Here is a 24,911-nt window from a genome sequence, read left to right as displayed (position 1 = left end):
GATAATGCAGCTAAAGCTTAGATGGATTACTATATTGATTGTATTTGCAGTATCCTTTTTTTTTATGTTCCCATTGGACAAAAGAATCAATCTGGGGCTTGATCTAAAAGGTGGTATGCATGTAATCCTTGGAGTGGAAACAGACAAAGCTGTCCAGGCCAAGATCGACACATTAACAGGTCAGATCAGAAAAGAACTGAGAAACTCAAAGATAAACTTCGCCTTTGTTCAAAAAAATGAAGCAGGTAAGATAACTATTGGTCTTTCCGATCCCGCCGAAAGAAACAAAGTAAAGGATCTCATATCAAAAAATTATCCTATACTAAAAGAAAGTGGCTTAAATAGCGATGAGAAAGTTATAGAGCTGAGTCTTGATCCGGATGAAGCAAAACGCATAAAAGATTATGCGGTGGAGCAGGCTGTTCAGGTTATTAGAAACAGAGTAGACCAGTTTGGTGTAAATGAACCGGTAATACAAAGACAGGGTAAAGAACATATCCTTGTGCAGCTTGCGGGGGTAACAGATCCTGAAAGGGCTGTTAAACTCATTGGAAAAACTGCCCAGCTAAAATTTTATCTCCTTGATGAAAATGCTAATAACGAAGAAACTATAAAATCTGGAAATATTCCACCAGATGATATAATATTGTATGGCAAAAAGATCGACAAAGTCACCGGTCAGGTTGTTTCCACCACCCCTTATGTATTGAAGAAGGATGCCGTTTTGACTGGTGATTATCTACTTGAAGCTGAAGTTCGTATCTCATCTCAATTTAATGAACCTTACGTCTCTATAAAATTTGATCCCGCTGGAAGTAAAATCTTTGAAGAGATCACAGCTGAAAATGTAAACAAAAGGATGGCAATCGTTCTTGATGATAATGTCTATTCAGCACCAGTTATAAGAGAAAGAATAGCAGGTGGTGAGGCCCAGATATCAGGTAGTTTTACCCTTGAAGAGGCAAAAGATCTGGCCATAGTATTGCGAGCTGGTAGTTTACCTGCTCCCGTAAAGATTCTTGAAAATAGAACAATAGGCCCATCTTTAGGGGAAGATTCAATAAAAAAAGGGATTATAGCAGGTATTATAGGTGTAGCAGCGGTCATCGCCTTTATGTTAATTTACTATAAATTTTCAGGGTTCATCGCAAGTATTGCACTACTGTCAAATGCCATAATAATTCTGGGAGCTATGGGTATGTTTAAAGCAACCCTTACATTGCCAGGTATTGCCGGATTGATACTTACAATGGGTATGGCAATAGACGCCAACGTACTAATTTTTGAGAGGGTCAGAGAGGAACTGCGATTGGGCAGAACTCCTATGAATGCCCTTGAGGCTGGTTTTGAAAAGGCAATGTCCACAATTATTGATTCAAACATTACAACTCTTATAGCAGGCTTAGTTCTCTTCCAATTCGGTACAGGCCCTGTAAAAGGTTTTGCTGTAACCTTGACAATAGGTATTCTTTCATCAATATTTACGGCAGTCACTTTATCTAAAACGATCTTTTTGACACTCTACGGCAACAAAGAGATCAAAAAACTCAGTGTATAAGGAGATTGTAATGGCTGAATTTTTAGAACTAATCAAAAATGACTCAAGGATAGATTTTTTAGGTAAAGCAAAGCTATTTTTTGTTATTTCAGGAGCTCTAATAGTAATATCTTTGTTTTTAATTTTTACAAAAGGCTTAAATCTTGGTATAGACTTTTCTGGTGGCACAGTAATACAATTGAAGTATGAAAAACCAGCAGATCTTGACAAATTAAGAAAGGGTATTGGTGATCTCAAAATAGGAGATGTATCAATTCAGAATTTTGGTAACCCAGAAGAAGTCCTAATTAGATTAGGTAAAACAAGAGATATGCCATTGGAAGATCTTTCTAAAACTATTCGTGCAAAAGTGGCTGAAATTGATCCAAATAACAAGTTTATAGTTGAAAGGGTGGAACAGGTGGGACCACAGGTGGGATCAGAACTTCAGTACAAAGCCATGATGGCTTTGCTTTATGCCAATATCGGGGTTTTAATTTATGTTGCCATAAGATTTGAGCTTATTTTTGCCATTGGTGCTATATTGGCTCTTGTCCACGATGTTATCATCACACTCGGATTCTTAAGCCTTACATCCAAAGAGTTTAACCTCACCGTTGTGGCAGCGCTACTTGCCCTTATAGGTTATTCTTTGAACGATACTATAGTCGTTTTTGATAGGATTAGGGAGAGGATTAAAGCTACAGCAAATGATAAGATCAACATAAAAGATATTATGAATAAAAGTATTAATGAAACCCTTAGTAGAACCATCATCACATCTCTTTTGACATTTCTTACAGTCCTGTCACTGATGATTTTTGGTGGTGAAGTAATCAACCCTTTTGCATTTACACTCGTAATAGGGATAATAGTAGGTACATATTCTTCAATAGGTATTGCAAGTGGTCTTGTTTACCTGATAAAAAATTTCAAAAAAAACTAACACTAAAAGGATGGGTAAAAAACCTATCCTTCTTTTCATTCATCCAACGATATTCACAATATTCCCCAGCATTTCATCTACGGTTTTGGCAGTTTTGACGTTTGCCTGAATATATCTAAAGTTTGTTATACTCTCCACCATCTCCTTTGCTATATCAACATTTGAAGCCTCAAGAAATCCAGAAAGAATTTCATAATTGTTATCAGGTATTACGCCTCCATTTTGATTGTATATCTGTAATTTCCCTTTTACCTCACCATCGACATATACATTCCCTTTGTTGTCAATTTGGACATTATCGGATGATGTCCCGACATTTATACCCACTTTTCTACCAGAAACATCCACCATTTCACCATTTTTATCTATGCTAAATATACCCAACCGAGAGTAAACTTCTTTGTCTCCTTCAGTAAGTTTGAAATAACCATCTCCGTTTATGGCAAGATCGAGAATTCTGCCAGTATTTATAAAATAACCAATCCCTTCATTGGAGGTAACAGAATATAATTCCACACCACCTTTTGAAAACTCTTTCAAGTGGGCAATCTTACCTTTGAATGCGGTGCTACTGATATTGGATATATTATTTGCCGTAACACCATACTTTTTATTACCTGCAGATATCGCAGATAAGGCATAAAACAAGCCTGGTATCATACCGTCACCTCTTTGGATATTATATCGACCAAAAATTAATTTTCAATTGTTTTTTTTTCGTAATAAGCTATATTTTTGTTATGAGAAAATTACTGTTACTTTTCTTTATATTTATATTGCCAATTGCTGTTTTTGCTGATGATCTGAGTTTATGTTATAACGTCAAGGCATTGTTTGTAACTGTAGGTAAAACATGTATACACTACAAAAAAGACAAAGATACACTTTATTTTAATAGTATCATAAGATCTTCAAGACTTGTAAGCTTTATGAAAAGAATCGAAGATAAAGGGAAAGGGATAGCCGATCTTAAATCCTTTAAACCAAAATACTTCCTGTTTGACCAGGAGGAAAGTAAATACAAAGCCACAAATGAATATATCTACCATGATGACAAAATTGTATCCAAAACCACCCATTACGATAAATCATGGAAACCTACAGAGGAAGAGATAAAAGAATTTAGCAGCACAGATTATTTTGAACCATTCATGTTATCAATGGTTTTCTATAAAAATATTCATCACAAAAAAGAAGAACCTTTAAAATTATTTTATAAAAACAAAACATACAATATTCCATACAAAATATTAGGAGACGAGATTGAAGAAATAAATGGTAAGAAAGTTCCAGTAAAAAAGATATCAGTGAAACCATTTATAAAAGGAAAAGGTCTTTTGGTACCGGATGGAGAATGGTTTATATACTTAGATAAATCAAATCTCTACCCTGTAAAAATAGAAGCAAAATTTGTATTCGTTTCAGCAGTGGCCTATATCGAAACTATTGAAGGAAAAAATACGCTTATAAAAGAGATCATTGAGCAGTATAGCAACTGAGCGCAAATATCTAAAAAATCAAAATAATACAAACCTTTATAAAAAAATACTAAGTTCAAAAATTTATCTAAAATCAAAGCCATACATAAGAGATAAAACCACAAAATTTTTAACTTAAAGTTATATTTTACATCATAAATTAATATAACGTTGGATTAAAACAACCGCCATCAAAACTACAGATTTATAAATTAGTTACTAATATACATGAAAAGTATTATATCAGAATGCCTTCCATACAAATAAAAAAATGACAAAATAAAAATAAAAAAGTTTTATAAAAGAATTAAAATTATATTTTAGATGAAACAAAATAAACATAGAATAAAAAAATAAACTAACAATACAATAAATATACAATAAAATAACATATAAAACAAAAGTTTTATCGATGGATAGTATTATATTTACTATTGATTAATAAAATTATCTTTGATAAACAACATGGAAAAAAGCAAGGAGGTTTTAAATGGTAAAAGCAGCTGAAGTTACATTAGAAAGTATTCAGTCAAAATCATTAGTAGCTGAAACGGTAATTAAAGACACTACAGCCAACCCTGCTCCACTGGGTTTAATGGGTTTTGGACTCACCACAATCCTTCTTAATCTTCATAACATAGGTTTATTTGGATTAAGCAGTATGATTCTTGCAATGGGAATCTTTTATGGTGGAATGGCTCAAATCTTTGCTGGCATAATGGAATGGAAAAAGAAAAACACTTTTGGTACGGTAGCTTTTACCTCTTATGGTTTATTCTGGATTTCGCTTGTGGCACTGATAGTATTTCCCAAAATGGGGATTATATCTGCCCCTGAAAAAAACGAAATGGTAGTTTATCTTTTCTTATGGGGCATGTTTACAATGATTCTACTCGTTGGAACATTTAGAATGAATTTTGCAATTATGTTTGTATTTCTTATGTTAACCGTTCTTTTTATGATGCTTGCAATAGCAGATGGGACAGGTAATCCTGCAATCAAACTTGCAGCAGGCTACATAGGGATATTAACAGGTGCTTCCGCAATATACGTTGCAGCAGCCCAAATACTAAACGAAGTATACGGAAGCACATTACTCCCATTAGGTGAATTCAAAAAAAGACAACCAAGAGTCCTATAAAACACCCATTTCATATATATGGTGGGACAACCCCACCTTTTTTTATATCTAAAATTATTATTTAAAATAACTTGATTTTTTTTATTTTTACTATACAATAGATAAAAAAGTTTGGGGTGAGATTATGTTTAAAGTTGCCGTATTGCCGGGTGATGGTATAGGTCCAGAAGTCATGGCACAAGCTATGAAAATAATTAAAAAAATTGAAAAAAAATATAGCGTGAAATTCGATTGTAAATTTTCCGAAGTTGGCGGAATAGCAATTGACAATTATGGAGAACCACTCCCACATAATACTTTAAAACTCTGCGAAGAATCTGATGCCATTCTATTTGGTTCTGTTGGTGGCCCAAAATGGGAAAATTTACCTCCAGAAAAACAGCCTGAAAGGGGTGCCCTTTTACCATTGAGAAAACATTTTAATCTTTTTGTAAACATTAGACCTGTAAAAGTCTATCCTGCCCTAAAAGAATCCTGCTCATTAAAAGATAAATTTATTCAACAGGGGCTTGATATAGTCATATTGAGAGAACTTACAGGTGGAATTTACTTTGGACAGCCAAAATATATATCAGAAGATAGAACCTATGCAGTTGATACAATGAAATATACCGTTCAAGAAATCAAAAGAATTGCAAAAGTTGCCTTTGAAACTGCAAGATTAAGAAAAAAAACCGTCACAAGTGTAGACAAAGCAAACGTACTTATGACCTCTGTCTTATGGAGAGAAACCGTCACAAAGTTGTGGGAAAAAGATTATCCGGACATAAAATTGAACCACATGTACGTGGATAATGCCGCAATGCAGCTGGTGAGAAATCCATCACAGTTTGATGTTATACTTACTGAAAATATGTTTGGCGACATTTTAAGTGACGAAGCCGCCATGCTGACCGGTTCCCTAGGGATGCTTCCTTCGGCATCTCTCAACGAAAAGGGGTTTGGATTATACGAGCCAATAGGTGGTACAGCACCTGATATCGCCGGACAAAATATAGCTAACCCAACTGCACAGATATTATCCGCAGCACTAATGTTAAGGTACAGCTTCAAGATGGACGAAGCCGCAAGAGACATAGAAACCGCCCTTGAAAAGCTTATTGCCAAAGGAGCAAGAACTGCAGATATATTCTATGGTGACCCCGGAACCTATAAAGTATCCACAGAAGAATTTGGGGATGAATTGGTGGAGTTGATATAGGTAAAAGAATAAAAAAGCCCGCATTTAAGCGGGCTTTTTGGTAATGTCAAATTAATTGTGTACCGACATCACCCTTTTTTGGCAACCAGTATAACAAAGATATAACCATATTGTATCTATACTTTTTTATAGACAAAGAATAATAAATTTGATATTAATAGATTATGAACCTTGATGAAGCCATAAAAATTGCAGCTGATGAGATAAAAAAAGCTGATATTTTTGTGTTTACCGCAGGAGCTGGTATCGGTGTGGATTCTGGACTACCAGATTTTAGAGGGGACAGAGGTTTTTGGAGGGCTTATCCAATGTATGAAAGACTTGGGCTAAGCTTTGTAGACTGTGCAAATCCTATACATTTTGAATCCGATCCATCTTTTGGTTGGGGATTTTACGGTCATAGATTGAATATGTACAGAGAAACCATACCTCATAATGGCTTTAATATCCTATTAAAATGGGGTAAAAAGATCGCAAAGGAGTATTTTGTCGTCACATCGAATGTTGATGGCCAATTTCAAAAAGCAGGTTTTGAAGAGGAAAAGATATATGAAATTCATGGCTCGATTCATTACTTACAATGTATAAGACCCTGCTGTGATGAAATATGGCTTAATAACGAAACAATTGAAATAGATATAGATTCAATGAGAGCAAAAAATATCCCGATGTGTAGATATTGTAATAAAGTAGCCCGACCAAACATTTTAATGTTTGGTGATTATAGCTGGCTAAGTCACAGGTCTAATCATCAGAGGATACTTTTCGAAGAATTTTTACATAGGAATTCTGATAAAAGAATAGTAGTCATTGAAATAGGTGCCGGCACTGCCATTCCATCAATAAGACATACCGGTGAGAGAATAATAAGTAGATACAACGCATTTTTAATCAGAATCAATCCTCGAGAATATTATACCTCTGGTGAAAATGCCGTAGGTATAGCATCATCTGGGCTTAAAACGCTTGAAGCTTTAGATGATATCCTCTCATAATATGAAACTTCATCAGGATTTAACCTATAAAAAAATATTTATTTTTTGGTTTCCTCTTCTCTCTGCCTGGATGATGATGGCTTTTGAGGGTCCATATATCGCTGCAGTCATAGGAAGACTTCCTGATGTAAAACATAATCTGGCAGGTTATGGTATAGCTTATTCGGTGGGCTTACTCGTGGAATCCCCGATAATTATGCTGATGAGCGCTTCAACAGCTATGGTAAACTCAAGAAAAAGCTATATTAAATTGAGAAATTTCACTTTTTCCCTGATAATTTTTCTTACCCTGATTATAATATCTATTTTGATAAAGCCGGTGTATAATTTTATTTTTCAAGATATTCTCAAATTAAACGAAGAGGTCAAAAATATCGTTTATTACGCAATTGCAGGGCTGATACCATGGTCTGGTGCTATCGGTTATAGAAGATTTTATCAGGGAATTATCATCAAATATGGAAAAACCCAACAGGTGGCATTTGGAACATTCACAAGACTGATTACAATTATATTAATAGCACTTATTTTAAAAATATATACCAACATCAACAGTGCATTACTCGGTACCCTTACCCTGAGCAGTGCAGTCATAGTGGAAGCCGTTGTTACAAGAATTTTTGCCATAAAACCTGTCTCAAAAATATTATCAATAGATAAAGATGAACATTTAACCTACCTGGACATATTAAGATTTTACTTTCCTATGGCTATGACCCCACTTATTGCATTAGTTGTACCGCCCCTTACCACATTTTCTCTACTAAAAGGGAAACATCCTGTGGAATCGGCAGCTATAATGCCAGTATTAAACTCACTCACTTTTGTTTTTAGAGCTGTGGGACTCTCATTCCAGGAAGTAGCCATAGCTCTTATGGATGAAAATTTCAAAAATTATAAAAAAATAAGAAACTTTATGAGGGGACTATTTATTTTCAATCTGTTGGGATATAGTACTATAAGCTTTACCCCTCTTTCAGACTATTATTTCATCAAGATATCAGGGATGACTGATGAATTAGCAAAAATGGCTAAAATCCCCGCCAGAATACTTACATTCATTCCACCTTTTACCGCTCTACTTGCCTTCCAAAGATCACTTATAGTAAAAAAGGGGGTCACAATGCACATGACCACTGCTACCATTATAGAGGTATCGGTAGCATTTTCTATATTAATTACTATACCTTTCCTGGATATCCCATCAATAATAATAGCATCATCCGCACTACTAATCGGAAGAATCCTGAGTAATCTGTACCTTCATTTTGTAATAATAAAAACTGTGGAAATAGAAAAATAATTCTAACTCACTTCCAACCCCATCATCCAAAATTCAAAATTCACCATTCACCATTCAACATTCAACATTCAACATTCAAAATTTAAAATTTAAAACACCTTCCCCCTTACCTTTTTAAAAAAATCCCTCATCATCCCCTTTATCTCCTCCTCAAAGACCCCAAATTCATAATCAACACTGTGATTTAGAGTTTTGATATCAAAGATTCTATCATTGGATACTACACCTCCAAACTTCGGCTCAACTGTACCAAACACAACCCTTTTTATTCTATAGTGAAGTATGGCACCGGCACACATTATACACGGCTCCAACGTAGAATACAAAACGCAGCTATTTAAGCGCCAATCGCCGATCTTTCTGGCAGCTCTTTTCAGAGCTATAATTTCAGCATGATCCATGGGATTTTTAGTAACTTTTTTCCTGTTGTAGCCGGAGGCTATAATTTTTCCATCCATGACTACAATAGCCCCAATAGGTACATCATCATATTTCAATGCCCTTTTGGCCACCTGAATAGTTTTTTTCATGAAATGCAGATCCAGATCATCCATATCAAAAGGTATCTATTAAAATTTTTGCATACCCCGCAAAAAGTAAAGCAGCTGTTTCTGCTTTCAAAACACCCTTTATAGGTGATACTGGTACAAAACCCTTTTCTGAAAGTAATTCTATTTCATTCTCTTCAAAGCCACCCTCAGGGCCAATTATAAGACTTACCGATTTGGATCTAATTTCCATTCTGCTTTTACTTAGCTTACGTTCGTATAGCAGAAAATTATTCTCCGTATCTGGAGCTATTTCAGAGATGTTTATAACTGAATCCAAATATGGTAAAAAATCATGCTCTGCCTGAAGAGCACCTTTAATGAGAAGCTTTTTGATCCTCTCCAAAGTATTGTTGGTTACCATTTGAATACTTCTTCTGGTTATAACAGGAATCACATTTGTGACACCAATCTCTCCCAATTTTTCCATAACTGTATCAAAATATTCCCGCTGCAAAATCCCCACGTAAACATTTAATTTGTAATCAAGAATTTCATGTGACTTCTTACTGTTTAACGTAAAAATGCCCGACCTCTTCATCCCAAAATAAAACTGATACTCACCAACTTCACTGTCATTTATAAAAATAAATTTATCACCTATCTTTGTCCGCAAAACATTTTTTATATGGTGATACATATCCTCATCAATCTCAATCTCATCTTTAAGATCTTTGTCTATATAGAATCTTTTCAATTTTTCAATCATCTTTTCTCCTGTACCTTATACCTACCCAGTTATCCTTTTCGATATATCTATCCAATAAAAACATTTCATTGTCAAATGTTTTTAAAAAATAATCCATTTCATCTTTTAAAATGCCAGAAAAAATAAAATACTGTGGATCTATTCCTAAGAAAAAATCTTTCAATTGAATTAGCACGCTACTGATAATGTTTGCCACCAAAACATCGAATTTTACCAATGATTTAAGAGACTCTACACCACCAGCCCATATTATAATATCTTCCGAATTATTTAAAACTAAGTTCTCTTTTGTATTTTTGATTGCAGTACTATCATTATCAAAACCATACACCGAAGATGCCCCGGATAATTTTGCTGCAATTGATAAAATACCACTTCCGCATCCCACATCAAGTACCTTTTTACCAAAACAAACCTCTTCCAGAAGTGTAGCCGCGAGCTGTGTCGTGGGATGGTTCCCGGTACCAAATGCTAAAGCCGGATTTATCAGTATTGATTCCCCTCTTACAAAATCTTTTGAATCAAATATATATTTTATCCGGTCGGTAAGATTTCCTGGTCTTAAAAACTCTTTCCATTTCTCTTCCCAGCCAGTCTCTTCCACCACCTTGACCATCGGAGAATCGATAAAATTCATAATCAAATCTTTATCTTCTTCCTCACAATAAATAGAATACATGACCTTTTTGTCAAAATCATCCTCTATCAGCATTATCCCTTTTTCTTCAAGCAGTTCCAAAAGACCATCCGAAAATCTATCAAATCTTATTTCTATCATACTAAAAAAGCCCCCCAAAATTGTTCCTTCTAAGTATATCGTATAGTACAATAGCCACCGAATTGGATAAATTCTGACTTCTTATTTTATCATTCATCGGGATACGATAAAATCTATCCATAAAACGATCCCTTATAATATCCGGCAAGCCCGAAGACTCATTCCCAAATATAATGATAATATTATCCGACAAAGGGATCTCCGTATAATACTTTTCAGCAAATTTACTTAAAAAAGCATATTCATAATGTGTTTCAGGGAATTGACTGAAAAACTGCTCTAAGCTATCTACTTTATGTATCGTTACATACTCCCAATAATCAAGACCAGCTCTTTTTAAATATTTATTGGATAGTGAAAAGCCGAGCTTACCGATCAAAATCAATTCCACATCTGTGCCGGCACATAGTCGTGAAATATTGCCGGTATTTTGAGGTATTTCAGGTTCGAAAAGAGCTACCTTAAGAGTCATCAAACCTCTACCTTTTCACAAGCTCCCCAGATGGACTCAAGTTTATAATACTCCCTTTCCTGTTTACCCATGATGTGTATCAAAATACTCCCAAAATCGATACACACCCACCTTGATATCCCATATCCTTCATCTTTCAGTTTTGTAAGATTTTGCTCTTTGCACACCTCTTCGGCATAATCCGCAAGTGCTTTTATATGGGTATCTGAATTACCTGTACAGATTATCAGATAATCCGCAACGGAGGATACATCCTTAATTTTGTAAATGACGACATTTTCAGCCATCTTTTCCAAAAGTTTATCTTTTATCTTCCGCAAAACATCTTCTATCATCTAGCCTCCCGATAAAGATTGTTATTTCTAATATATTCGTATACCTTTTGTGGCAAAAAATCTATATATTCATCATTGGACAATAATTCTCTAATATCTGTACTCGATATAGGAACCTCTTTAATGTGGGTGAGGATGATCTTTTTTTCCATACCGAATACAAAATCTTCAAAACGAATCACAAGTGACAAGAGCTTCACAGGAATAGTTTGCAACATCTTATCCATTGAATAATTTGGTCTATTGACCACCACAAAGTTAGCAAGATCGAAGAGTTCTTCCCATCTATTCCATGTTTTTATTGTGGCAAAGATATCCGTTCCCACTATAAAAAAAAGCTCGTTATTCTTATAAATTTTATTAAATTTCACCAATGTATTATAGGTATAGGACTTCTTTGAAGAGCAGATTTCAATATCAGATATATCAAAAATGCTCCGATCAAGATCTTCAATTGCAAGCTTCAACATCTGTATACGTTCTTCTGGTGTAGTATTGGGCAATTTTTTATGGGGAGGTATTTTGGATGGTATAAAATAGAACCTATCAAAATTGAATAGAGATTGAACCTCCACCGCAAGATTTATATGCCCCTTATGAACAGGATTAAATGTACCTCCAAAAAGAGCTATTTTTTTCAATTTATCTTATCTGCCCTGTACCAAAAATTTGATATTTTGTGGTTGTTAGATCTCTTGCCCCCATTGGACCCCTGCAATGTAGCTTCTGGGTACTGATACCGATCTCAGCCCCCAGTCCAAATTCTCCACCATCTGTAAATCTGGTGGAAGCATTTACATATACAGCAGCAGAATCAACAGAATCTAAAAAGATAAGGGCATTACTGTAATTTTCGGTCACTATAGCATCAGAATGCCCTGATCCATATTTATTGATATGATCAATAGCTTCATAAATAGAATCCACAATCTTGATTGAAACCTTCAAATCGAGATACTCAGTACTCCAATCTAACTCATCTGCAGGTTTTACATACTTATACAATTGCGATCTTTCACAGCCAACCATCTCCACATTATTGCTGTGGTATATCTCCACCAAATCGGTAAGGAACTCATTCGCCACCGCATGATGCACCAGAAGAGTCTCCATCGCATTACATACACCAGGCCTACTCACTTTTGAATTGAGGGCTATACTTATGGCCATATCCTTATCAGCGAATTGATCAATATACACATGGCATACACCTTTGTCATGCTTTACAATAGGTATGAGGGAATGCTCCACCACATAAGAGATCAGATTTTCCCCTCCCCTTGGTATAATAAGATCTATAAATCCTCTGGCTTTCAGCATCTTATCCATAATTGTCCTGTCCGGATCTATGATTACGCATACAATATTTTCATCAAGGCTTAGATCAACAAGAGATCTTTTTATAATATCACCAAGGGCGATATTGGAAAAGTTTGCCTCTTTACCGCCCCTTAAAATAGCTGCATTCCCGGATTTAATACACAGAGCTGCCGCATCTATGGTGACATTAGGTCTTGATTCAAAAATTACACCAATTACCCCTATGGGAACCCTCACTTTATTTATTTTAAGTCCATTAGGTCTGATGGAGCCAAATTCTACAATACCCACAGGATCATCCTGATTTATTATATCATTCACGCCACTTATCATGGCATCTATACGCTTATCATTAAGGATTAGTCTATCTATTAAGGAACTTTTAAGATTTTGCTTTTTGGCATTGTCAATATCCTTCTCATTTGCCAGGAGTATATCATTTCTAAATTTATCCAAATTTGTAGCTATACTTTTTAATATTTCATTTTTCCGGGAAGAAGTTAGTCTTGCTATCTGCTTTGAGGCTCTCTTAACATTCTCAAACAATTCCACATATACCCCCTTTCTTTTTAGATAAGACAAGATCATCCTTATGAATGACTTCATCACCTATTTTAAAACCAAGGATCTGATCTATCATATCGCTTTTAACTCCTTTGATCTTTTTAACATCAGACGATGAGTATCTTGTTTTCCCTCTGGCAATTTCAACTCCGTATATATCCACAACTTTTACCACATCCCCCACCCCAAACTTACCAGAAACATCTAAAATCCCCGAAGGCAATAATGAACCATTCATCTCTGAAAGAGCTCTAACGGCACCACTATCAACTACTATTTCCCCTTTTGGGGTAGCCGCATAAGCAATCCAGAATTTCTTTTTATCCTTCACATCCTCCACATGGGAAAAAAATGTCCCAATCTCTTCTCCTCCTAAAAATCTTTTGACATTTTCAGGATCTTTACCATTTATTATCCCCACATAACAGCCGGAGTCAAGAGCTTTCCTTGCTGCCACCAGCTTGGTTTTCATGCCGCCTGTTCCCACTCCTGATACTGACTCACCGGCAACATCTAAAATATCTTCGTTTAGAAATTTTACTTCTTTTATCAACGTTGCATCTGGATATGTCAAAGGATTCTTATCAAAAAGCCCATCCACATCTGAAAGGATAAGTAACATATCCGCCCCTAAGAGACCAGACACCAATGCTGATAGGTTATCGTTATCACCAAAGGTTTCCACATATTTTAGCTCATGTACAGCAACAGTATCATTTTCGTTTATTATTGGGACTACCCCCATATCAAGGAGTCTTTTAATCGTAGTTCTGGCATTCAGATACCTTTTTCTATTGGAAAAATCATCCTTTACAATCAAAATTTGACCAACTATAAGATTGTATTTTTTAAAAGCATCCTCATAATATTGGATAAGCTTAGCCTGCCCCACCGCAGCACACGCCTGTTTGTCGGCAATATCCTTTGGTTTGGATTTAAACCCTAGAAGCTTAAACCCCGCCGCCACTGCACCAGAAGAAACAATCACTATATTTTTGATATCTAATCTAATTTCAGATATAACAGAAGCAAGTTTAGATAAAAAATCCTTATCAATCTTATCCTTACCAGCAATAATACTACTACCTATTTTTATAACAATCGTATTAATTTTTGGTAATTTTCTCATGTTTTAGATAATATATAATTTTTTTCAGAAATCAATAAAATAATACGTTATTCCTTATTATTCTGATTATTACTGAAATAAAAAATTACCTATATCCTTTTATTCATCCAGAGACAATAATTTTCTTTTGGGTTTATTCTTGAAAAAAAGTTTCCACACAAAACCTATGATACTATCTCCAAAACTTACCGCTTTTCTTGGAATTGCAAGAGGGTCGATATCCAGAGTTATAGAAGATCTTTCGCAGGTGACACCAGTGAGATAACCAGCTTCCTGGGTGATTTTCATAATCTCGATATTATGATCCCCATATGGGTAACAAAAATGTTTCACCTCTTCACCAAGAAGATCCTCTAAAACTTTTTTGCTTTTTTCTATATCGTTCTTGGCTATATAATACTCCTGTTGAGTCAATCTCAGATGATCATACCCATGGGAACCAAAGTCTATTCCATATTTCTTTAGTTCTCTTATCTGGTGGGCATTCATCAATTTAGCAGGGAAATGACCATCTTTTTCAAGCCAATCCGCCTTATCACCTATTTTACCTACCACAAGGTACACAATCGCACTATATCCATACTCCTGTAAAGCTGGGAACGCATATTCATAAAAATTTTCATATCCATCATCGAAAGTCAAAACGACTGACTTTTCTGGTAGTTCTTTTTTACCAGAAAGATACAGATAAAGATCGTCCAGGGAAATCGATTTAAATCCATACATTTTCATCAAACTTAATTGAGATCTGAATCTACCCACATCACAATACGTAGCTTTATGAGTGGTAATATTTTTAAATTTTCCCACCTGATGATACATCAAAACGTTAATTCGAGGCATGGCATCTCCTTAATTCTTGAGCTCATGGTAAAGTTTTAAAATACTTTTATACATAATATCAGCACTAAATCTGTCATTAAAACTTTTCTTTGCATTTATCCCCATCTGTTTTCTTAAATCCAGATCATCACAAAGTTTATTCATATATTTTGCCATCTCTTTAGCGTTCTCACTTGGGAAAATAAAGCCATTTACACCATGTTCAACTGCCTCCGGAATACCACCGATGTTTGATCCAATCACAGGTAACCCCGCCCCCAGAGCCTCTAATATTGCAAGTGGCATCGCTTCCCTTCTGGACGGTGATAGAAAAATATCTAACATTGATAAGTAAGGATACACATTATCCTGCTGCCCAACTAACAAAACATTTTCAGAAAGCCCCATTTTATTAATCTTATTTTTTACCACCTGCCCAAATTCCGTGTTAAAATCCCCCACAAATATCAGCTTACCTCTTCTGCCAATTTCATCAAAAGCCTCCAGAGCTATATCGTGCCCCTTTTCATGTATTATACGGGAAATCATACCAAACAATACCTCATCTTTATCTACACATAATTCCTTTCTCAATCTCAATCTATCTTCAATAGCCACAATAGGCTCAATTACACCATTATAGATAACTCTCAACTTATTTTCATCATACCCTTTATGCAACAAAAAATTTTTCACAGCATTAGATACGCAGATGATCCTATCAACGTACTGAAAATGTTTCCATGTATTGGTGGAATGGGCGGTGGCAACAGAAGGAATTTTCAAATATTTAGAAGCAAGTCCGGCATAAAAAGCACCCCTCGTGAGATGTCCATGTATTAGTTCAGGTTTAAATCTCTTCAAGACTTTAATAATCTTAGCTAATGAAAATATATCATAAAAACCATGCATAGGTATATGGTGCTGTTCTACTCCGATAATGCTTAATTGATCTGACAACCATGAATCTTTTGGGCCTAAAAAAACAACCTCATGGTTTTCATTTTTAAGCAACTCAATTAATATTAAAAGGTGTTTTTCAGCACCACCAAGCTTATGGCTGTGTAAAACAAAAGCTACTTTCAAATGGTAATCTCCTATTTTTGATAACTTATAGAAGATTTTATAAATTTAAGCAATAAAAAAAGCCCCCTCTTGGGGGCTTTTTATTAGTATCCTCTTTCGAGGAGCATTCTTCTGATAGCAACAATAGCCTTTGTGGGATTGAGCTGTTTTGGACATGCCTCAACACAGTTATAAATAGTGTGGCATCTCCATACCCCATGTTTGTCATTAAGAATCGGAAGTCTATCCTCAGCACCTTCATCTCTTGAGTCAATAAGATATCTGTATGCCCTCAAAAAGGCATTTGGTCCAAGATACTTTTCATCAGCCCAATAAGATGGACATGAAGAAGAACAGCAACCGCAGAGGATACATTCATAAAGACCGTCCAGAAGCTTTCTGTCTTCAGGTGACTGATAAAACTCTTTATCTGGAGCAGGGCTTTTCCTGATAAGGTATGGTTTTACCGTGATGAACTTCTGGAAGAAATCATCCACATCTGTCACAAGGTCCCTTATAACCCTCATACCAGGTAGAGGCTGAATTACGATATGATCAGTCCCAAGATCCTCTATTTTTGTCATACAAGAGAGCATATTAACACCATTTACGTTTAGACCATCAGAACCACAAACACCCTCACGGCAGGATCTTCTAAAACTCAAAGTTGGGTCAAGCTCCCATTTAACCTGGTTAAGCCCTTCTAATAGAAGCATACCAGATCTTCTTATTTCCACTTTATATGTTTGATAATAGGGTTCTTTATCTTTTTCAGGGTCGTATCTAAAAATTTCAAATGTAACAAATTTATTTGTACTCATCATAATCCTCCCTATTAATATACTCTTGGTTTTAGTGGGAATGTTTCAACAGTAAGAGGTTTCATACGCACCGGTCTATAATCTATCTTAATATTCCCATCGCCATCAAGAGTAACTTCTGTGTGCTTGTGGAAGTTCACATCATCCCTTTCTGGATAATCTTCTCTTGCATGACCACCCCTGGATTCTTTCCTCATAAGTGCAGCTTCAGTGAGAGCCTGCGCAACAAGAACCATATTATTTAGCTCAAGGGCTTCAATAAGTTCGAGGTTGTATACCGAAGATTTATCATTTACCCTGTAATCATCGAGTTGTTTCTTCAGATCTGCAAGAATCCCTTTTGCAGTAGTCAAAGTTTCTTCCGTTCTAAACACACCCACATATTGCTCCATACACTCAGTAAGTGCCTTATACATTGGTCCAAATGTATTTTTACCATTAGAATTCAAGAATTTCTGCAGAAGAGCTATACCTTCCTGACCTGCATTTTCAGCAAGAGGAACAAAATTATTTTCTTTAGCATACTTAGCAGACTGCTCACCTGCTGTTCTACCGAATACAACAAGGTCAAGAAGTGAGTTTGTACCAAGTCTGTTAGCTCCATGAACTGATGCGGAAGCAATCTCACCTGCCGCAAAGAATCCAGGTATAGGTTCTTCTGGATTTGGACCAACTGCCCTAATAACATTAGTAAGGTAGTTTGTGGGTATCCCTCCATTCTGATAATGAGCTGTAGGCATAACTGGAATAGGTTCTTTGGTACAGTCCACACCCGCAAAAACCAGAGCAAGTTCATGAATACCTGGAAGTTTTTCATGAATAGCTTCAGCACCAATGTGATCTATCTTCAAAAGAACATGATCTTTGTTTGGTCCAACACCTCTACCTGCAAGAACCTCTTTCACCATGGATCTTGATACGATATCTCTTGGGGCAAGGTCTTTAATAGTTGGAGCGTATCTCTCCATAAACCTTTCACCCTGAGCATTAAGAAGTATACCACCTTCACCCCTAACACCTTCTGTAATAAGGTTTCCAGCAAGGTAGATACCTGTTGGGTGGAACTGAATAAATTCAGCATCGCTCCAAGAAAACCCTTTTCTAAGAGCGAGTGCAAGACCATCGCCAGTATTAATATGGGCATTTGAGTTTGTTTTGAATATTCTGCAGCATCCACCAGTGGCAAATACTACAGCTTTCGCATGGAAAATATGGAAACCGCCATTTTTGATATCCCAACAGAGAACTCCGTTTACTGCCCCTTCATTTGTGAGAAGCTCAAGGGCATAAAACTCGCTAAAAAATTGTGTTTTCTGGGCAACAGATTTTTCAAAAAGAGTTTGCAGCATAACGTGACCTGTTCTATCTGCTGCATAACATGCCCTTTTTACGGGTCTTTTACCAAACTCCGCAGTGTGACCACCAAAAGGCCTCTGGGCAATCTTACCTTCAGCAGTTCTGCTGAAAGGCACCCCAATATGTTCAAGCTCTATTATGTATTGTGGAGCAAGCTTAGTCATATATTCACAAGCGTCCTGATCTGCAAGATAGTCACTACCTTTTACAGTATCATACATGTGCCAGAGCCAATGGTCCTCTTCAAGGTTACCCAATGCTGCAGAGATACCACCCTGAGCTGAAATTGTGTGGCTTCTTGTAGGATACACCTCAGAAATTACAGCGGTGCTAACATATTGAGACGCCACCTGGGCAGCATTAAGCCCTGCACCGCCAGCACCCAAAATAACCACATCATATTTATGATATTCTACTTTAACAGACATATTCTTTACCTCTCCTTAATTTTTATAGACCAGAAACTACTTTGAGAGCCAAAACAGCTGCTGTAACACCAACAATCCAGTAAATAGCAAGAATTATGGCCCTCCAGATAGTTGATTTAACATAATCATCGGTGATCATCTTAAAACCATTCAGCGTATGAAAAATACCAAAAGCAAATAAAGGACCTAAAACGATACTTTTAAGTCCCCACTCACCAGATTTTATCATAGAAAAAAAGTGAACTGCAATTACAACAATAAGAATTACTCCAGAAACCCTTTGCAACAGCCATTCAAACAAACCTGAATCGCCATGACCATTATATTTATAACCTTTTATCATATAATACCTCCTTTAAGAAAACAGCGGTATGGCACCTATGATTGTTACCACAATGGTAAGAAGTACCACAACCATAAACTGTTTCGAGAAAACTTCTTTTTCTGCACCGTTAGAAAAATCGATCAAAACTATCCTGAATCCATTAAAAGCATGATATGCAAATGCCACAAGAACTATTATCCTGGCAATTGCATTACCTGTCAAAGCACCAAACCAGTCAGCATACCCTGCCTTACCAAAAATATGAAGAAGCAGGTACAAACCTAAAATTACACCGCTAATACGATGTAGAAGCCACGCAGTCATCCCCGTGTGCTTCTTGTAGGAAACCTTTTTGGGATAGGTCACCAAATCTTTTCTTGGCATTTTACACCCCTTATATTTTATTTTACAAACACCGGTGAAATTTAACTCATTATCTTCTACCATAAAAATTCGTGAATGTCAATAGTCCTGTATACAATATACAATTTTTTTTTGATATTCCCATGTTTATATGGTTAATCTTTAACTGATATAGAAAAAATTAATCTTAAATCAGCTCATTGAAAATAATAACTACGTTTTACTATTCAAAACTACTATAATAAATTTAATACATTCTTCATCTTGATATTAGCCTGAGCCATCAGAGCCGTTGAACTATTCATCTTCATCTGCGCTGAAACAAGCGTAGCTATCTCCTCCATCTTCTTTATTTCATCTTTTGCGATCTCCTTTCTCGCTTCAGATTTTTGCATAGAATCAATTGTAAATTCAAGAGACCTAAGCCTGGCATTAAGGGTATTAACAATGTAGTTGACATCATTCACCGAACTGGAAATAAGAGAACTCTTGTAATTATTACCTGTCTTAGGAGCTATATCAGAAGTACTTCCAGTTTTGTCGATCTTTTGAAACTGAGATGGATTTAAATTATTAACATCTTTTTTATCAGGATAATCTACAGGAAGCGTAATTTTATCTATCTTAACCATGACGCACCTTCACGGCACATCCATGTCAATATTAAGCCTCCCTGCGTATAAATGTATCGACCAAAAAAAGTAAAACTTTAGAACTTTTTAAAAAATTGCTTTAGTAACTATTTCTTCTAGGGAGTCTTTCCCGGAAAGCTTTATCACCTTTTTTCCATCAATGACCACAACAGGTGGATTTAATATCCCATATTTTTCCGGAATAGCAGTTTCATTTGTATCATACAATTTTACATTTTTACCAAATTTATATCTAATATTTTCAACGATATCAGTAGTTTCTCTATCAATATTACCATTATAAAATACCTCAATATTCAACATATCTACCTCCAAATTAATGTTGTACTTTAATTATAACATAAAAGTTTAAATAAACTACTTTAGTTTGTTTAAAAAATGAGCAAATCTCTTATTTTTATCTGGAAATTTAATTAAAGCCTTATCTAAACATCTTTTTGCTTCTGTTTTTTTACCAAGTTTGATATATGCTTCTATGATTGCAGCGTAAAGCTCCGGCTCTGGGAATTTTTCCACTCCAACCATCTCCATAATCTTTACACCTTCCTCATATTCCCCTTTTTTAATCAAAGCATAACCATAGAAAATCATTATCTCTTCATCATTAGAGAAAGCATTATAAGCCTTTATAAAAGAATCCACAGCATCATTCAATCTTCCCATATTTAAATACACTTTTCCACTTGTGAGAAGTTGCTCCGCCAGAAGAATATTCTTTATATCTATTTTTTTCTTAGGTTTATCTTTTTCATTCATCTGTAAAAGAGTATCATACGCATACTTAATTATCTCAAAAATTTCCCTCGCCAGCTGTTTACCCTGAGGATCAAGCACAAGATCCGGATGGAACTTTTTGGAAAACTTAAGATATTGCTGTTTTATCTTATCCAGATCGATCTCACCCTTAACACCAAAAATCTCTTCAGGTGTCATCTGCTTAAATTTATTCAGATTTTCTTGTAGTTCTTGAAGAGAAAACTCAGGGGTCTCATACTCTTTTATATAACCAAGTTTCAACAAAATATTAAGTGCTGATAATTCATAATCATTTAGACTCTGGATTTCATCAGAACTTATTTTTCCATCGTCAAAATGCTCCAGAAGATTTACAATAAGACCGATATTGTCAAATTCTGCGATTAAACCTATCTTATCCTTCAACAATTCATAATCAGAATTTTTGTTTATTTCATTTTTTATCTTCAACTTTCCGTTAACAAGAGCAAGGAATAACATAAAAAGAACATTGAAATCAAACTTTACTTCAATGGGTATAGTTTTATCATATACAAATATTGCTGATAAAATATCGCTACTTATAATCTCGTAAAAAAGCATATTCTCATAGATATCTAAAATCCCCCTTATTTCATCAAAGGAATAGTTATTCTTTTCCATAAAATTGGAGAAGAATGTTATAAAATCTTCAGAAGCATCAACACTTGAAGTAAAAACAATGCTACCTTTTTCCTGCAAGAAATTAGATATGGAAAACTCTTCAGACACAGAATACAGAAAAATCAATCTACCTTGCTTAAAAAAAAGCTTTCCTGTCAGATTATGGGATACAACCTCCAGTTCACCTGTCAATTCTCTTTTATAAATATCCAACAATATTGACAATATGTCATTACTCATTACTTCCGTTTTGTTCTTTTCCCTATTTTTCATCATCAATAAGCCTAATCTATGGAGCTTATCTATTATTAAAAAAAGTTCCGTCTTTGTTATGGTCACTACTTTAGACAGCTTTGCCACTGTAGGATACTCATCTATTCGGGAAAGAACATACCCTTCAACAGGTGAAATGTAAACCTTTTCATCCAGCAGTTTCAACCTATTAACAGAAAAAACCGTGTTTTCTCCACCAAATTTTTTCGTAAAGTATTTCGTGATATAAAGCACCATATTATCATAAAACTTTTTGATCTGTTCATTATGATACCCGGAGCTTAAAATAGACATTATGTTTTTTAATGATTCATAAATCTTATTCTTATTGAATAATTCAAGAGCCACTATAAATTTTACTATAGGGTCCTCTTCTTTGACAAATTCCTTTTCAGATACAATTTTGATGGAGCCATTTATAATACCCGTAAAAATCTCCTCCAAAGTCTCAAATTCATCCCCACCTTTTTCAACAATAATTTCCCCGACATTTTTTTTACCGTCAATATATTTTTTCAAGGGATGATTATCATCTTTTAGAGCCAGAACAGAACCATAAGAGAATACCTTTAAAAATCTTGCAACCTCATCTTTTCTTCTTAAGCCTTCAAGGATTAAAAAATCAACAGGAATAGATATCATCGTATCATAAACCTGTTTCTCATCAAAAATAAAAAAGCCACTCTCCCAATTTAATATATGAAAGACCACTTCCTGAACCTGTATCTCTAGAATCTTTTTTACACTTGCTTCATCGAGAAAATTATATTCCACCAAAACCTGACCTATAGGAATTTTCAGCTGCTTTTGCAATGAAAGCCCCTTCACAAGGGTGTTTTTATTAAGAATTTTATATTTAAGCAAAAGTTGTCCCAATAAAAGATGAGGTATATTGGAGGTAACATACACTATTTTACCATTTTTAAATATTATATTTACCTCATCGCTCTCCTTCTGTAGATGCAGCTCACCATTTTTATTGGAAAAGGCAATCCATTGAAAAACCTCCGTGAGAGGCATAGCTTTTAGATCACCCACAAGCCCTTTACTAACCATTTAACACCTTTAAAAGCTTATCCTGGATATGACCATTTGTGGCTACTATAAAATCTGACCAGAGGTCAAATACATCACCAAACCTTCCGGAAACCTTACCCCCAGCCTCTTCTAAAATAACTATCCCTGCTGCAACATCCCAGGGCTTAAGACTTGATTCATAATAGCCATCAAAAACCCCTTTTGCCACATAACAAAGATCCAACGAAGCAGAACCAGCCCTTCTGATACCCCTTGTATTTTTCAATACAGCATCGAGCATATCCAACAAAAACCTTTTATCAGTATCCACAATAGAATAAGGAAAACCAGTAGCAATAAGACTATTTATTAATTCATTTTCAGAGCTTACTCTTATCTCTGTACGATTACAGAAAGCACCTTTACCTGTTTCCGCAAAAAAAAGCTCATCAAGTATAGGATTATACACAACACCGCATCTTTTATCTTTAGAAATATACCCCACCGAAACAGAACAAAAAGGAAATCTATGAACAAAATTTGTAGTACCATCTATCGGATCTATAAAAAAACTTCCCCTATCATCGTAACCCGCATCAGTATTATATTCTTCCGACACAATTTTTTTATCAGGAAAGTTTTTTTTCAATTCACCAATAAGATACAGTTCTATTTTCTTATCATATTCTGTCACGAGATCAATTGTGTTTTTAAAGTCGACTTTAATAGGCGTGGTATAACCATCTAAAAGTATCTTACCGGCAGTCAATGTTATATTTATTATTGTTTCTAACATATTTTATTATAATATCAAAAATTCTTTTTATGCAATAGAAATTTAACACTTATTTATCAAAAAATACAGACAGTTCACCCAATCTTGATAGACACCTCAGCAATTTTTTTTGAAAACATGACTCAAGCATCTCGTTGGAAAAAAGATCTTGTGGTTTATAATCTGTCCTGATGAAGATATTCGTATTATAGTAGTAACAACTATCGATAAAATGGGCAAAACGCAGCGCATTATTGAGATGGGGAAATGGTTCCAGACCTTCAATGAATATAGATTCTACTTTTTCCGGAATTACAAAATATTTAAACGGATGATTGTCTATTAACGTAGATATAAGATCATCAATTGTAATGAGTAACTTACTTTCTGAATTATCCTTTTTAAAAAATTCATAAAAGTGTTCATCAGTTACCTTTCTTTTTACCTGATGCTTTTTCTTTCTATAATCCTCCCCTTCCACTATGACAGTCTTAAAAGTATTTGCAATTACACCGAGCTCCCTTGCAAACTCATCCGCCTGAAACCGGAATTTACCAAGATCCGAAGGCAATGTATTAGAAGTAGTTATTATCAGGGTGTTTTTGTTTATATTTGAAAAAAATTTTGCAATCATTCTTGTGGTGGCTGGATCATCCAGTTCAAATTCATCAATCAACAGAAGATCCAACTTTGAGAATTCATCGATACATTTTTCCACACCCCAATAAACAAAAAAATAGTTCAGATCACCAAAGCTCATGAAGGCTTTTTTGACATCAGCAGTATTATAACAGGCTGATAGCAGGTGTGTCTTACCTACACCATAACCACCATCTATGTAGATATTTTTAATTGGCAACCCTTCATCTACTTTTTTGCTAAAAAAACCAAAAAAACCTTTTTTTAATACATTAGGTTTATTTTTATACTCGTTTAATCTATTTATTTTGTCCATCAACGTCTCTTTAATGTAATACTGAGATGGGTAATTGTCATCAGGAAGATAGTTTTCAAAAGTGCAATCGGAAAATTTTGGGTGCGGCCTCAAATTTTCAAAACATTTTTCTATCGATACTTCAAATGAGATCTCTTTTATACTATATAACATACCCTACCTTTATTATTTTTTTAAGAAGCAGATTTCTACATAATTTATGCA

General features: G+C 35.1%; 27 protein-coding genes. 7 read left to right on the top strand and 20 right to left on the bottom strand.

Annotation, left to right across the window (positions count from 1 at the left end):
* Positions 1–4 precede the first annotated feature (4 nt).
* Complete coding sequence (gene secD / locus ACP5Q2_RS05030) at positions 5–1,558, top strand: protein translocase subunit SecD (protein ID WP_424605266.1); 1,554 nt, start codon at positions 5–7, stop codon at positions 1,556–1,558.
* Positions 1,559–1,568: 10 nt separating this feature from the next.
* Positions 1,569–2,483, top strand: coding sequence for a protein translocase subunit SecF (secF, locus tag ACP5Q2_RS05025; protein ID WP_428097856.1), 915 nt, complete (start codon positions 1,569–1,571; stop codon positions 2,481–2,483).
* A 39-nt stretch (positions 2,484–2,522) separates the two neighbouring features.
* On the opposite strand, the gene ACP5Q2_RS05020 is transcribed toward secF, so the two are convergent.
* Complete coding sequence (locus tag ACP5Q2_RS05020) at positions 2,523–3,143, bottom strand: flagellar hook-basal body complex protein (RefSeq protein ID WP_424605268.1); 621 nt, start codon at positions 3,141–3,143, stop codon at positions 2,523–2,525.
* 80 nt (positions 3,144–3,223) lie between these two features.
* Here ACP5Q2_RS05020 and ACP5Q2_RS05015 point away from each other — a divergent pair, with 80 nt between their 5' ends.
* The 5 genes from ACP5Q2_RS05015 to ACP5Q2_RS04995 all read left to right on the top strand — a co-directional run bounded on the left by ACP5Q2_RS05015 (position 3,224) and on the right by ACP5Q2_RS04995 (position 8,601).
* Positions 3,224–3,982, top strand: a complete 759-nt coding sequence (locus ACP5Q2_RS05015) for a DUF3108 domain-containing protein (protein ID WP_424605269.1) — start codon at positions 3,224–3,226, stop codon at positions 3,980–3,982.
* A 469-nt stretch (positions 3,983–4,451) separates the two neighbouring features.
* A complete protein-coding gene (locus ACP5Q2_RS05010; protein ID WP_424605270.1) occupies positions 4,452–5,102 on the top strand; it encodes an acetate uptake transporter in 651 nt (216 codons plus the stop codon).
* A gap of 124 nt (positions 5,103–5,226) precedes the next feature.
* On the top strand, positions 5,227–6,303 hold the full coding sequence (leuB, locus tag ACP5Q2_RS05005) for a 3-isopropylmalate dehydrogenase (protein ID WP_424605271.1): 1,077 nt from the start codon (positions 5,227–5,229) through the stop codon (positions 6,301–6,303).
* A 164-nt stretch (positions 6,304–6,467) separates the two neighbouring features.
* Positions 6,468–7,298, top strand: a complete 831-nt coding sequence (locus tag ACP5Q2_RS05000; RefSeq protein ID WP_428097850.1) for an SIR2 family NAD-dependent protein deacylase — start codon at positions 6,468–6,470, stop codon at positions 7,296–7,298.
* A gap of 73 nt (positions 7,299–7,371) precedes the next feature.
* Positions 7,372–8,601, top strand: a complete 1,230-nt coding sequence (locus ACP5Q2_RS04995; protein ID WP_424605273.1) for a hypothetical protein — start codon at positions 7,372–7,374, stop codon at positions 8,599–8,601.
* Positions 8,602–8,690: 89 nt separating this feature from the next.
* Here ACP5Q2_RS04995 and ACP5Q2_RS04990 read toward each other — a convergent pair whose 3' ends face one another.
* From ACP5Q2_RS04990 to zapE, 19 genes are all read right to left on the bottom strand, one after another.
* Positions 8,691–9,155 carry a nucleoside deaminase gene (locus ACP5Q2_RS04990; protein ID WP_428097848.1) on the bottom strand — a complete coding sequence of 155 codons (465 nt, stop codon included), beginning with the start codon at positions 9,153–9,155 and terminating at the stop codon, positions 8,691–8,693.
* A gap of 1 nt (position 9,156) precedes the next feature.
* Entirely contained in the window at positions 9,157–9,858 is a 702-nt protein-coding gene (locus ACP5Q2_RS04985; protein WP_424605275.1) for an RsmE family RNA methyltransferase, read from the bottom strand.
* Entirely contained in the window at positions 9,851–10,636 is a 786-nt protein-coding gene (locus ACP5Q2_RS04980) for a 50S ribosomal protein L11 methyltransferase (RefSeq protein WP_428097844.1), read from the bottom strand. Before ACP5Q2_RS04980 ends, ACP5Q2_RS04985 begins: the two co-directional genes overlap by 8 nt.
* Position 10,637: 1 nt before the next feature.
* Positions 10,638–11,108: a tRNA (cytidine(34)-2'-O)-methyltransferase gene (locus tag ACP5Q2_RS04975; protein ID WP_424605277.1), complete on the bottom strand. Its 471-nt coding sequence runs from the start codon at positions 11,106–11,108 to the stop codon at positions 10,638–10,640.
* Positions 11,108–11,443, bottom strand: a complete 336-nt coding sequence (gene rsfS / locus ACP5Q2_RS04970; protein WP_424605278.1) for a ribosome silencing factor — start codon at positions 11,441–11,443, stop codon at positions 11,108–11,110. Before rsfS ends, ACP5Q2_RS04975 begins: the two co-directional genes overlap by 1 nt.
* Complete coding sequence (nadD, locus tag ACP5Q2_RS04965; protein WP_428097840.1) at positions 11,440–12,084, bottom strand: nicotinate-nucleotide adenylyltransferase; 645 nt, start codon at positions 12,082–12,084, stop codon at positions 11,440–11,442. The genes rsfS and nadD overlap by 4 nt, the downstream gene beginning before the upstream one ends.
* Position 12,085: 1 nt before the next feature.
* On the bottom strand, positions 12,086–13,351 hold the full coding sequence (locus tag ACP5Q2_RS04960; protein WP_428098051.1) for a glutamate-5-semialdehyde dehydrogenase: 1,266 nt from the start codon (positions 13,349–13,351) through the stop codon (positions 12,086–12,088).
* Entirely contained in the window at positions 13,302–14,456 is a 1,155-nt protein-coding gene (gene proB / locus ACP5Q2_RS04955) for a glutamate 5-kinase (RefSeq protein WP_424605280.1), read from the bottom strand. Before proB ends, ACP5Q2_RS04960 begins: the two co-directional genes overlap by 50 nt.
* A 99-nt stretch (positions 14,457–14,555) precedes the next feature.
* Positions 14,556–15,299 (bottom strand): polysaccharide deacetylase family protein, encoded by a 744-nt coding sequence (locus ACP5Q2_RS04950; RefSeq protein ID WP_428097837.1) that lies wholly within the window; start codon positions 15,297–15,299, stop codon positions 14,556–14,558.
* Between the two features lie 9 nt (positions 15,300–15,308).
* Positions 15,309–16,364 (bottom strand): glycosyltransferase family 4 protein, encoded by a 1,056-nt coding sequence (locus ACP5Q2_RS04945; RefSeq protein ID WP_428097834.1) that lies wholly within the window; start codon positions 16,362–16,364, stop codon positions 15,309–15,311.
* Positions 16,365–16,447: 83 nt separating this feature from the next.
* Positions 16,448–17,164, bottom strand: coding sequence for a succinate dehydrogenase iron-sulfur subunit (locus tag ACP5Q2_RS04940; RefSeq protein ID WP_428097831.1), 717 nt, complete (start codon positions 17,162–17,164; stop codon positions 16,448–16,450).
* Positions 17,165–17,178: 14 nt separating this feature from the next.
* Positions 17,179–18,948, bottom strand: a complete 1,770-nt coding sequence (gene sdhA, locus ACP5Q2_RS04935) for a succinate dehydrogenase flavoprotein subunit (RefSeq protein ID WP_428097829.1) — start codon at positions 18,946–18,948, stop codon at positions 17,179–17,181.
* 22 nt (positions 18,949–18,970) lie between these two features.
* Positions 18,971–19,291, bottom strand: a complete 321-nt coding sequence (locus tag ACP5Q2_RS04930) for a succinate dehydrogenase, hydrophobic membrane anchor protein (RefSeq protein ID WP_428097826.1) — start codon at positions 19,289–19,291, stop codon at positions 18,971–18,973.
* A gap of 12 nt (positions 19,292–19,303) precedes the next feature.
* Complete coding sequence (locus ACP5Q2_RS04925) at positions 19,304–19,720, bottom strand: succinate dehydrogenase, cytochrome b556 subunit (protein WP_428097824.1); 417 nt, start codon at positions 19,718–19,720, stop codon at positions 19,304–19,306.
* Positions 19,721–19,872: 152 nt separating this feature from the next.
* Positions 19,873–20,268 carry a hypothetical protein gene (locus ACP5Q2_RS04920; RefSeq protein ID WP_424605287.1) on the bottom strand — a complete coding sequence of 132 codons (396 nt, stop codon included), beginning with the start codon at positions 20,266–20,268 and terminating at the stop codon, positions 19,873–19,875.
* 87 nt (positions 20,269–20,355) lie between these two features.
* Complete coding sequence (locus ACP5Q2_RS04915; protein ID WP_428097821.1) at positions 20,356–20,592, bottom strand: hypothetical protein; 237 nt, start codon at positions 20,590–20,592, stop codon at positions 20,356–20,358.
* A gap of 54 nt (positions 20,593–20,646) precedes the next feature.
* The gene (locus ACP5Q2_RS04910) at positions 20,647–23,016 is read right to left on the bottom strand and encodes a DUF4388 domain-containing protein (protein WP_428097818.1); all 2,370 of its coding nucleotides are present in this window, start codon (positions 23,014–23,016) and stop codon (positions 20,647–20,649) included.
* Positions 23,009–23,773 (bottom strand): inositol monophosphatase family protein, encoded by a 765-nt coding sequence (locus tag ACP5Q2_RS04905; protein WP_428097815.1) that lies wholly within the window; start codon positions 23,771–23,773, stop codon positions 23,009–23,011. Before ACP5Q2_RS04905 ends, ACP5Q2_RS04910 begins: the two co-directional genes overlap by 8 nt.
* 49 nt (positions 23,774–23,822) lie before the next feature.
* A complete protein-coding gene (gene zapE / locus ACP5Q2_RS04900) occupies positions 23,823–24,860 on the bottom strand; it encodes a cell division protein ZapE (protein WP_428097812.1) in 1,038 nt (345 codons plus the stop codon).
* Between the last annotated feature and the right edge of the window lie 51 nt (positions 24,861–24,911).

The organism is Calditerrivibrio sp., assembly GCF_049968475.1.
Taxonomy (GTDB): domain Bacteria; phylum Chrysiogenota; class Deferribacteres; order Deferribacterales; family Calditerrivibrionaceae; genus Calditerrivibrio; species Calditerrivibrio nitroreducens_A.
Note: the sequence above shows the minus strand (reverse complement) of the source record. Positions and strands in the feature narration are given on the sequence as shown.

Excerpts from the sequence above, each read along its gene's own strand:
- secD (WP_424605266.1), top strand. The coding sequence starts at position 5 with ATGCAGCTAAAGCTTAGATGGATTACTATATTGATTGTATTTGCAGTA.
- secF (WP_428097856.1), top strand. The coding sequence starts at position 1,569 with ATGGCTGAATTTTTAGAACTAATCAAAAATGACTCAAGGATAGATTTT.
- ACP5Q2_RS05020 (WP_424605268.1), bottom strand. The coding sequence starts at position 3,143 with ATGATACCAGGCTTGTTTTATGCCTTATCTGCGATATCTGCAGGTAAT.
- ACP5Q2_RS05015 (WP_424605269.1), top strand. The coding sequence starts at position 3,224 with ATGAGAAAATTACTGTTACTTTTCTTTATATTTATATTGCCAATTGCT.
- ACP5Q2_RS05010 (WP_424605270.1), top strand. The coding sequence starts at position 4,452 with ATGGTAAAAGCAGCTGAAGTTACATTAGAAAGTATTCAGTCAAAATCA.
- leuB (WP_424605271.1), top strand. The coding sequence starts at position 5,227 with ATGTTTAAAGTTGCCGTATTGCCGGGTGATGGTATAGGTCCAGAAGTC.
- ACP5Q2_RS05000 (WP_428097850.1), top strand. The coding sequence starts at position 6,468 with ATGAACCTTGATGAAGCCATAAAAATTGCAGCTGATGAGATAAAAAAA.
- ACP5Q2_RS04995 (WP_424605273.1), top strand. The coding sequence starts at position 7,372 with ATGATGGCTTTTGAGGGTCCATATATCGCTGCAGTCATAGGAAGACTT.
- ACP5Q2_RS04990 (WP_428097848.1), bottom strand. The coding sequence starts at position 9,155 with ATGGATGATCTGGATCTGCATTTCATGAAAAAAACTATTCAGGTGGCC.
- ACP5Q2_RS04985 (WP_424605275.1), bottom strand. The coding sequence starts at position 9,858 with ATGATTGAAAAATTGAAAAGATTCTATATAGACAAAGATCTTAAAGAT.
- ACP5Q2_RS04980 (WP_428097844.1), bottom strand. The coding sequence starts at position 10,636 with ATGATAGAAATAAGATTTGATAGATTTTCGGATGGTCTTTTGGAACTG.
- ACP5Q2_RS04975 (WP_424605277.1), bottom strand. The coding sequence starts at position 11,108 with ATGACTCTTAAGGTAGCTCTTTTCGAACCTGAAATACCTCAAAATACC.
- rsfS (WP_424605278.1), bottom strand. The coding sequence starts at position 11,443 with ATGATAGAAGATGTTTTGCGGAAGATAAAAGATAAACTTTTGGAAAAG.
- ACP5Q2_RS04960 (WP_428098051.1), bottom strand. The coding sequence starts at position 13,351 with ATGATCTTGTCTTATCTAAAAAGAAAGGGGGTATATGTGGAATTGTTT.
- proB (WP_424605280.1), bottom strand. The coding sequence starts at position 14,456 with ATGAGAAAATTACCAAAAATTAATACGATTGTTATAAAAATAGGTAGT.
- ACP5Q2_RS04950 (WP_428097837.1), bottom strand. The coding sequence starts at position 15,299 with ATGCCTCGAATTAACGTTTTGATGTATCATCAGGTGGGAAAATTTAAA.
- ACP5Q2_RS04940 (WP_428097831.1), bottom strand. The coding sequence starts at position 17,164 with ATGAGTACAAATAAATTTGTTACATTTGAAATTTTTAGATACGACCCT.
- sdhA (WP_428097829.1), bottom strand. The coding sequence starts at position 18,948 with ATGTCTGTTAAAGTAGAATATCATAAATATGATGTGGTTATTTTGGGT.
- ACP5Q2_RS04930 (WP_428097826.1), bottom strand. The coding sequence starts at position 19,291 with ATGATAAAAGGTTATAAATATAATGGTCATGGCGATTCAGGTTTGTTT.
- ACP5Q2_RS04925 (WP_428097824.1), bottom strand. The coding sequence starts at position 19,720 with ATGGTAGAAGATAATGAGTTAAATTTCACCGGTGTTTGTAAAATAAAA.
- ACP5Q2_RS04920 (WP_424605287.1), bottom strand. The coding sequence starts at position 20,268 with ATGGTTAAGATAGATAAAATTACGCTTCCTGTAGATTATCCTGATAAA.
- ACP5Q2_RS04915 (WP_428097821.1), bottom strand. The coding sequence starts at position 20,592 with ATGTTGAATATTGAGGTATTTTATAATGGTAATATTGATAGAGAAACT.
- ACP5Q2_RS04910 (WP_428097818.1), bottom strand. The coding sequence starts at position 23,016 with ATGGTTAGTAAAGGGCTTGTGGGTGATCTAAAAGCTATGCCTCTCACG.
- ACP5Q2_RS04905 (WP_428097815.1), bottom strand. The coding sequence starts at position 23,773 with ATGTTAGAAACAATAATAAATATAACATTGACTGCCGGTAAGATACTT.
- zapE (WP_428097812.1), bottom strand. The coding sequence starts at position 24,860 with ATGTTATATAGTATAAAAGAGATCTCATTTGAAGTATCGATAGAAAAA.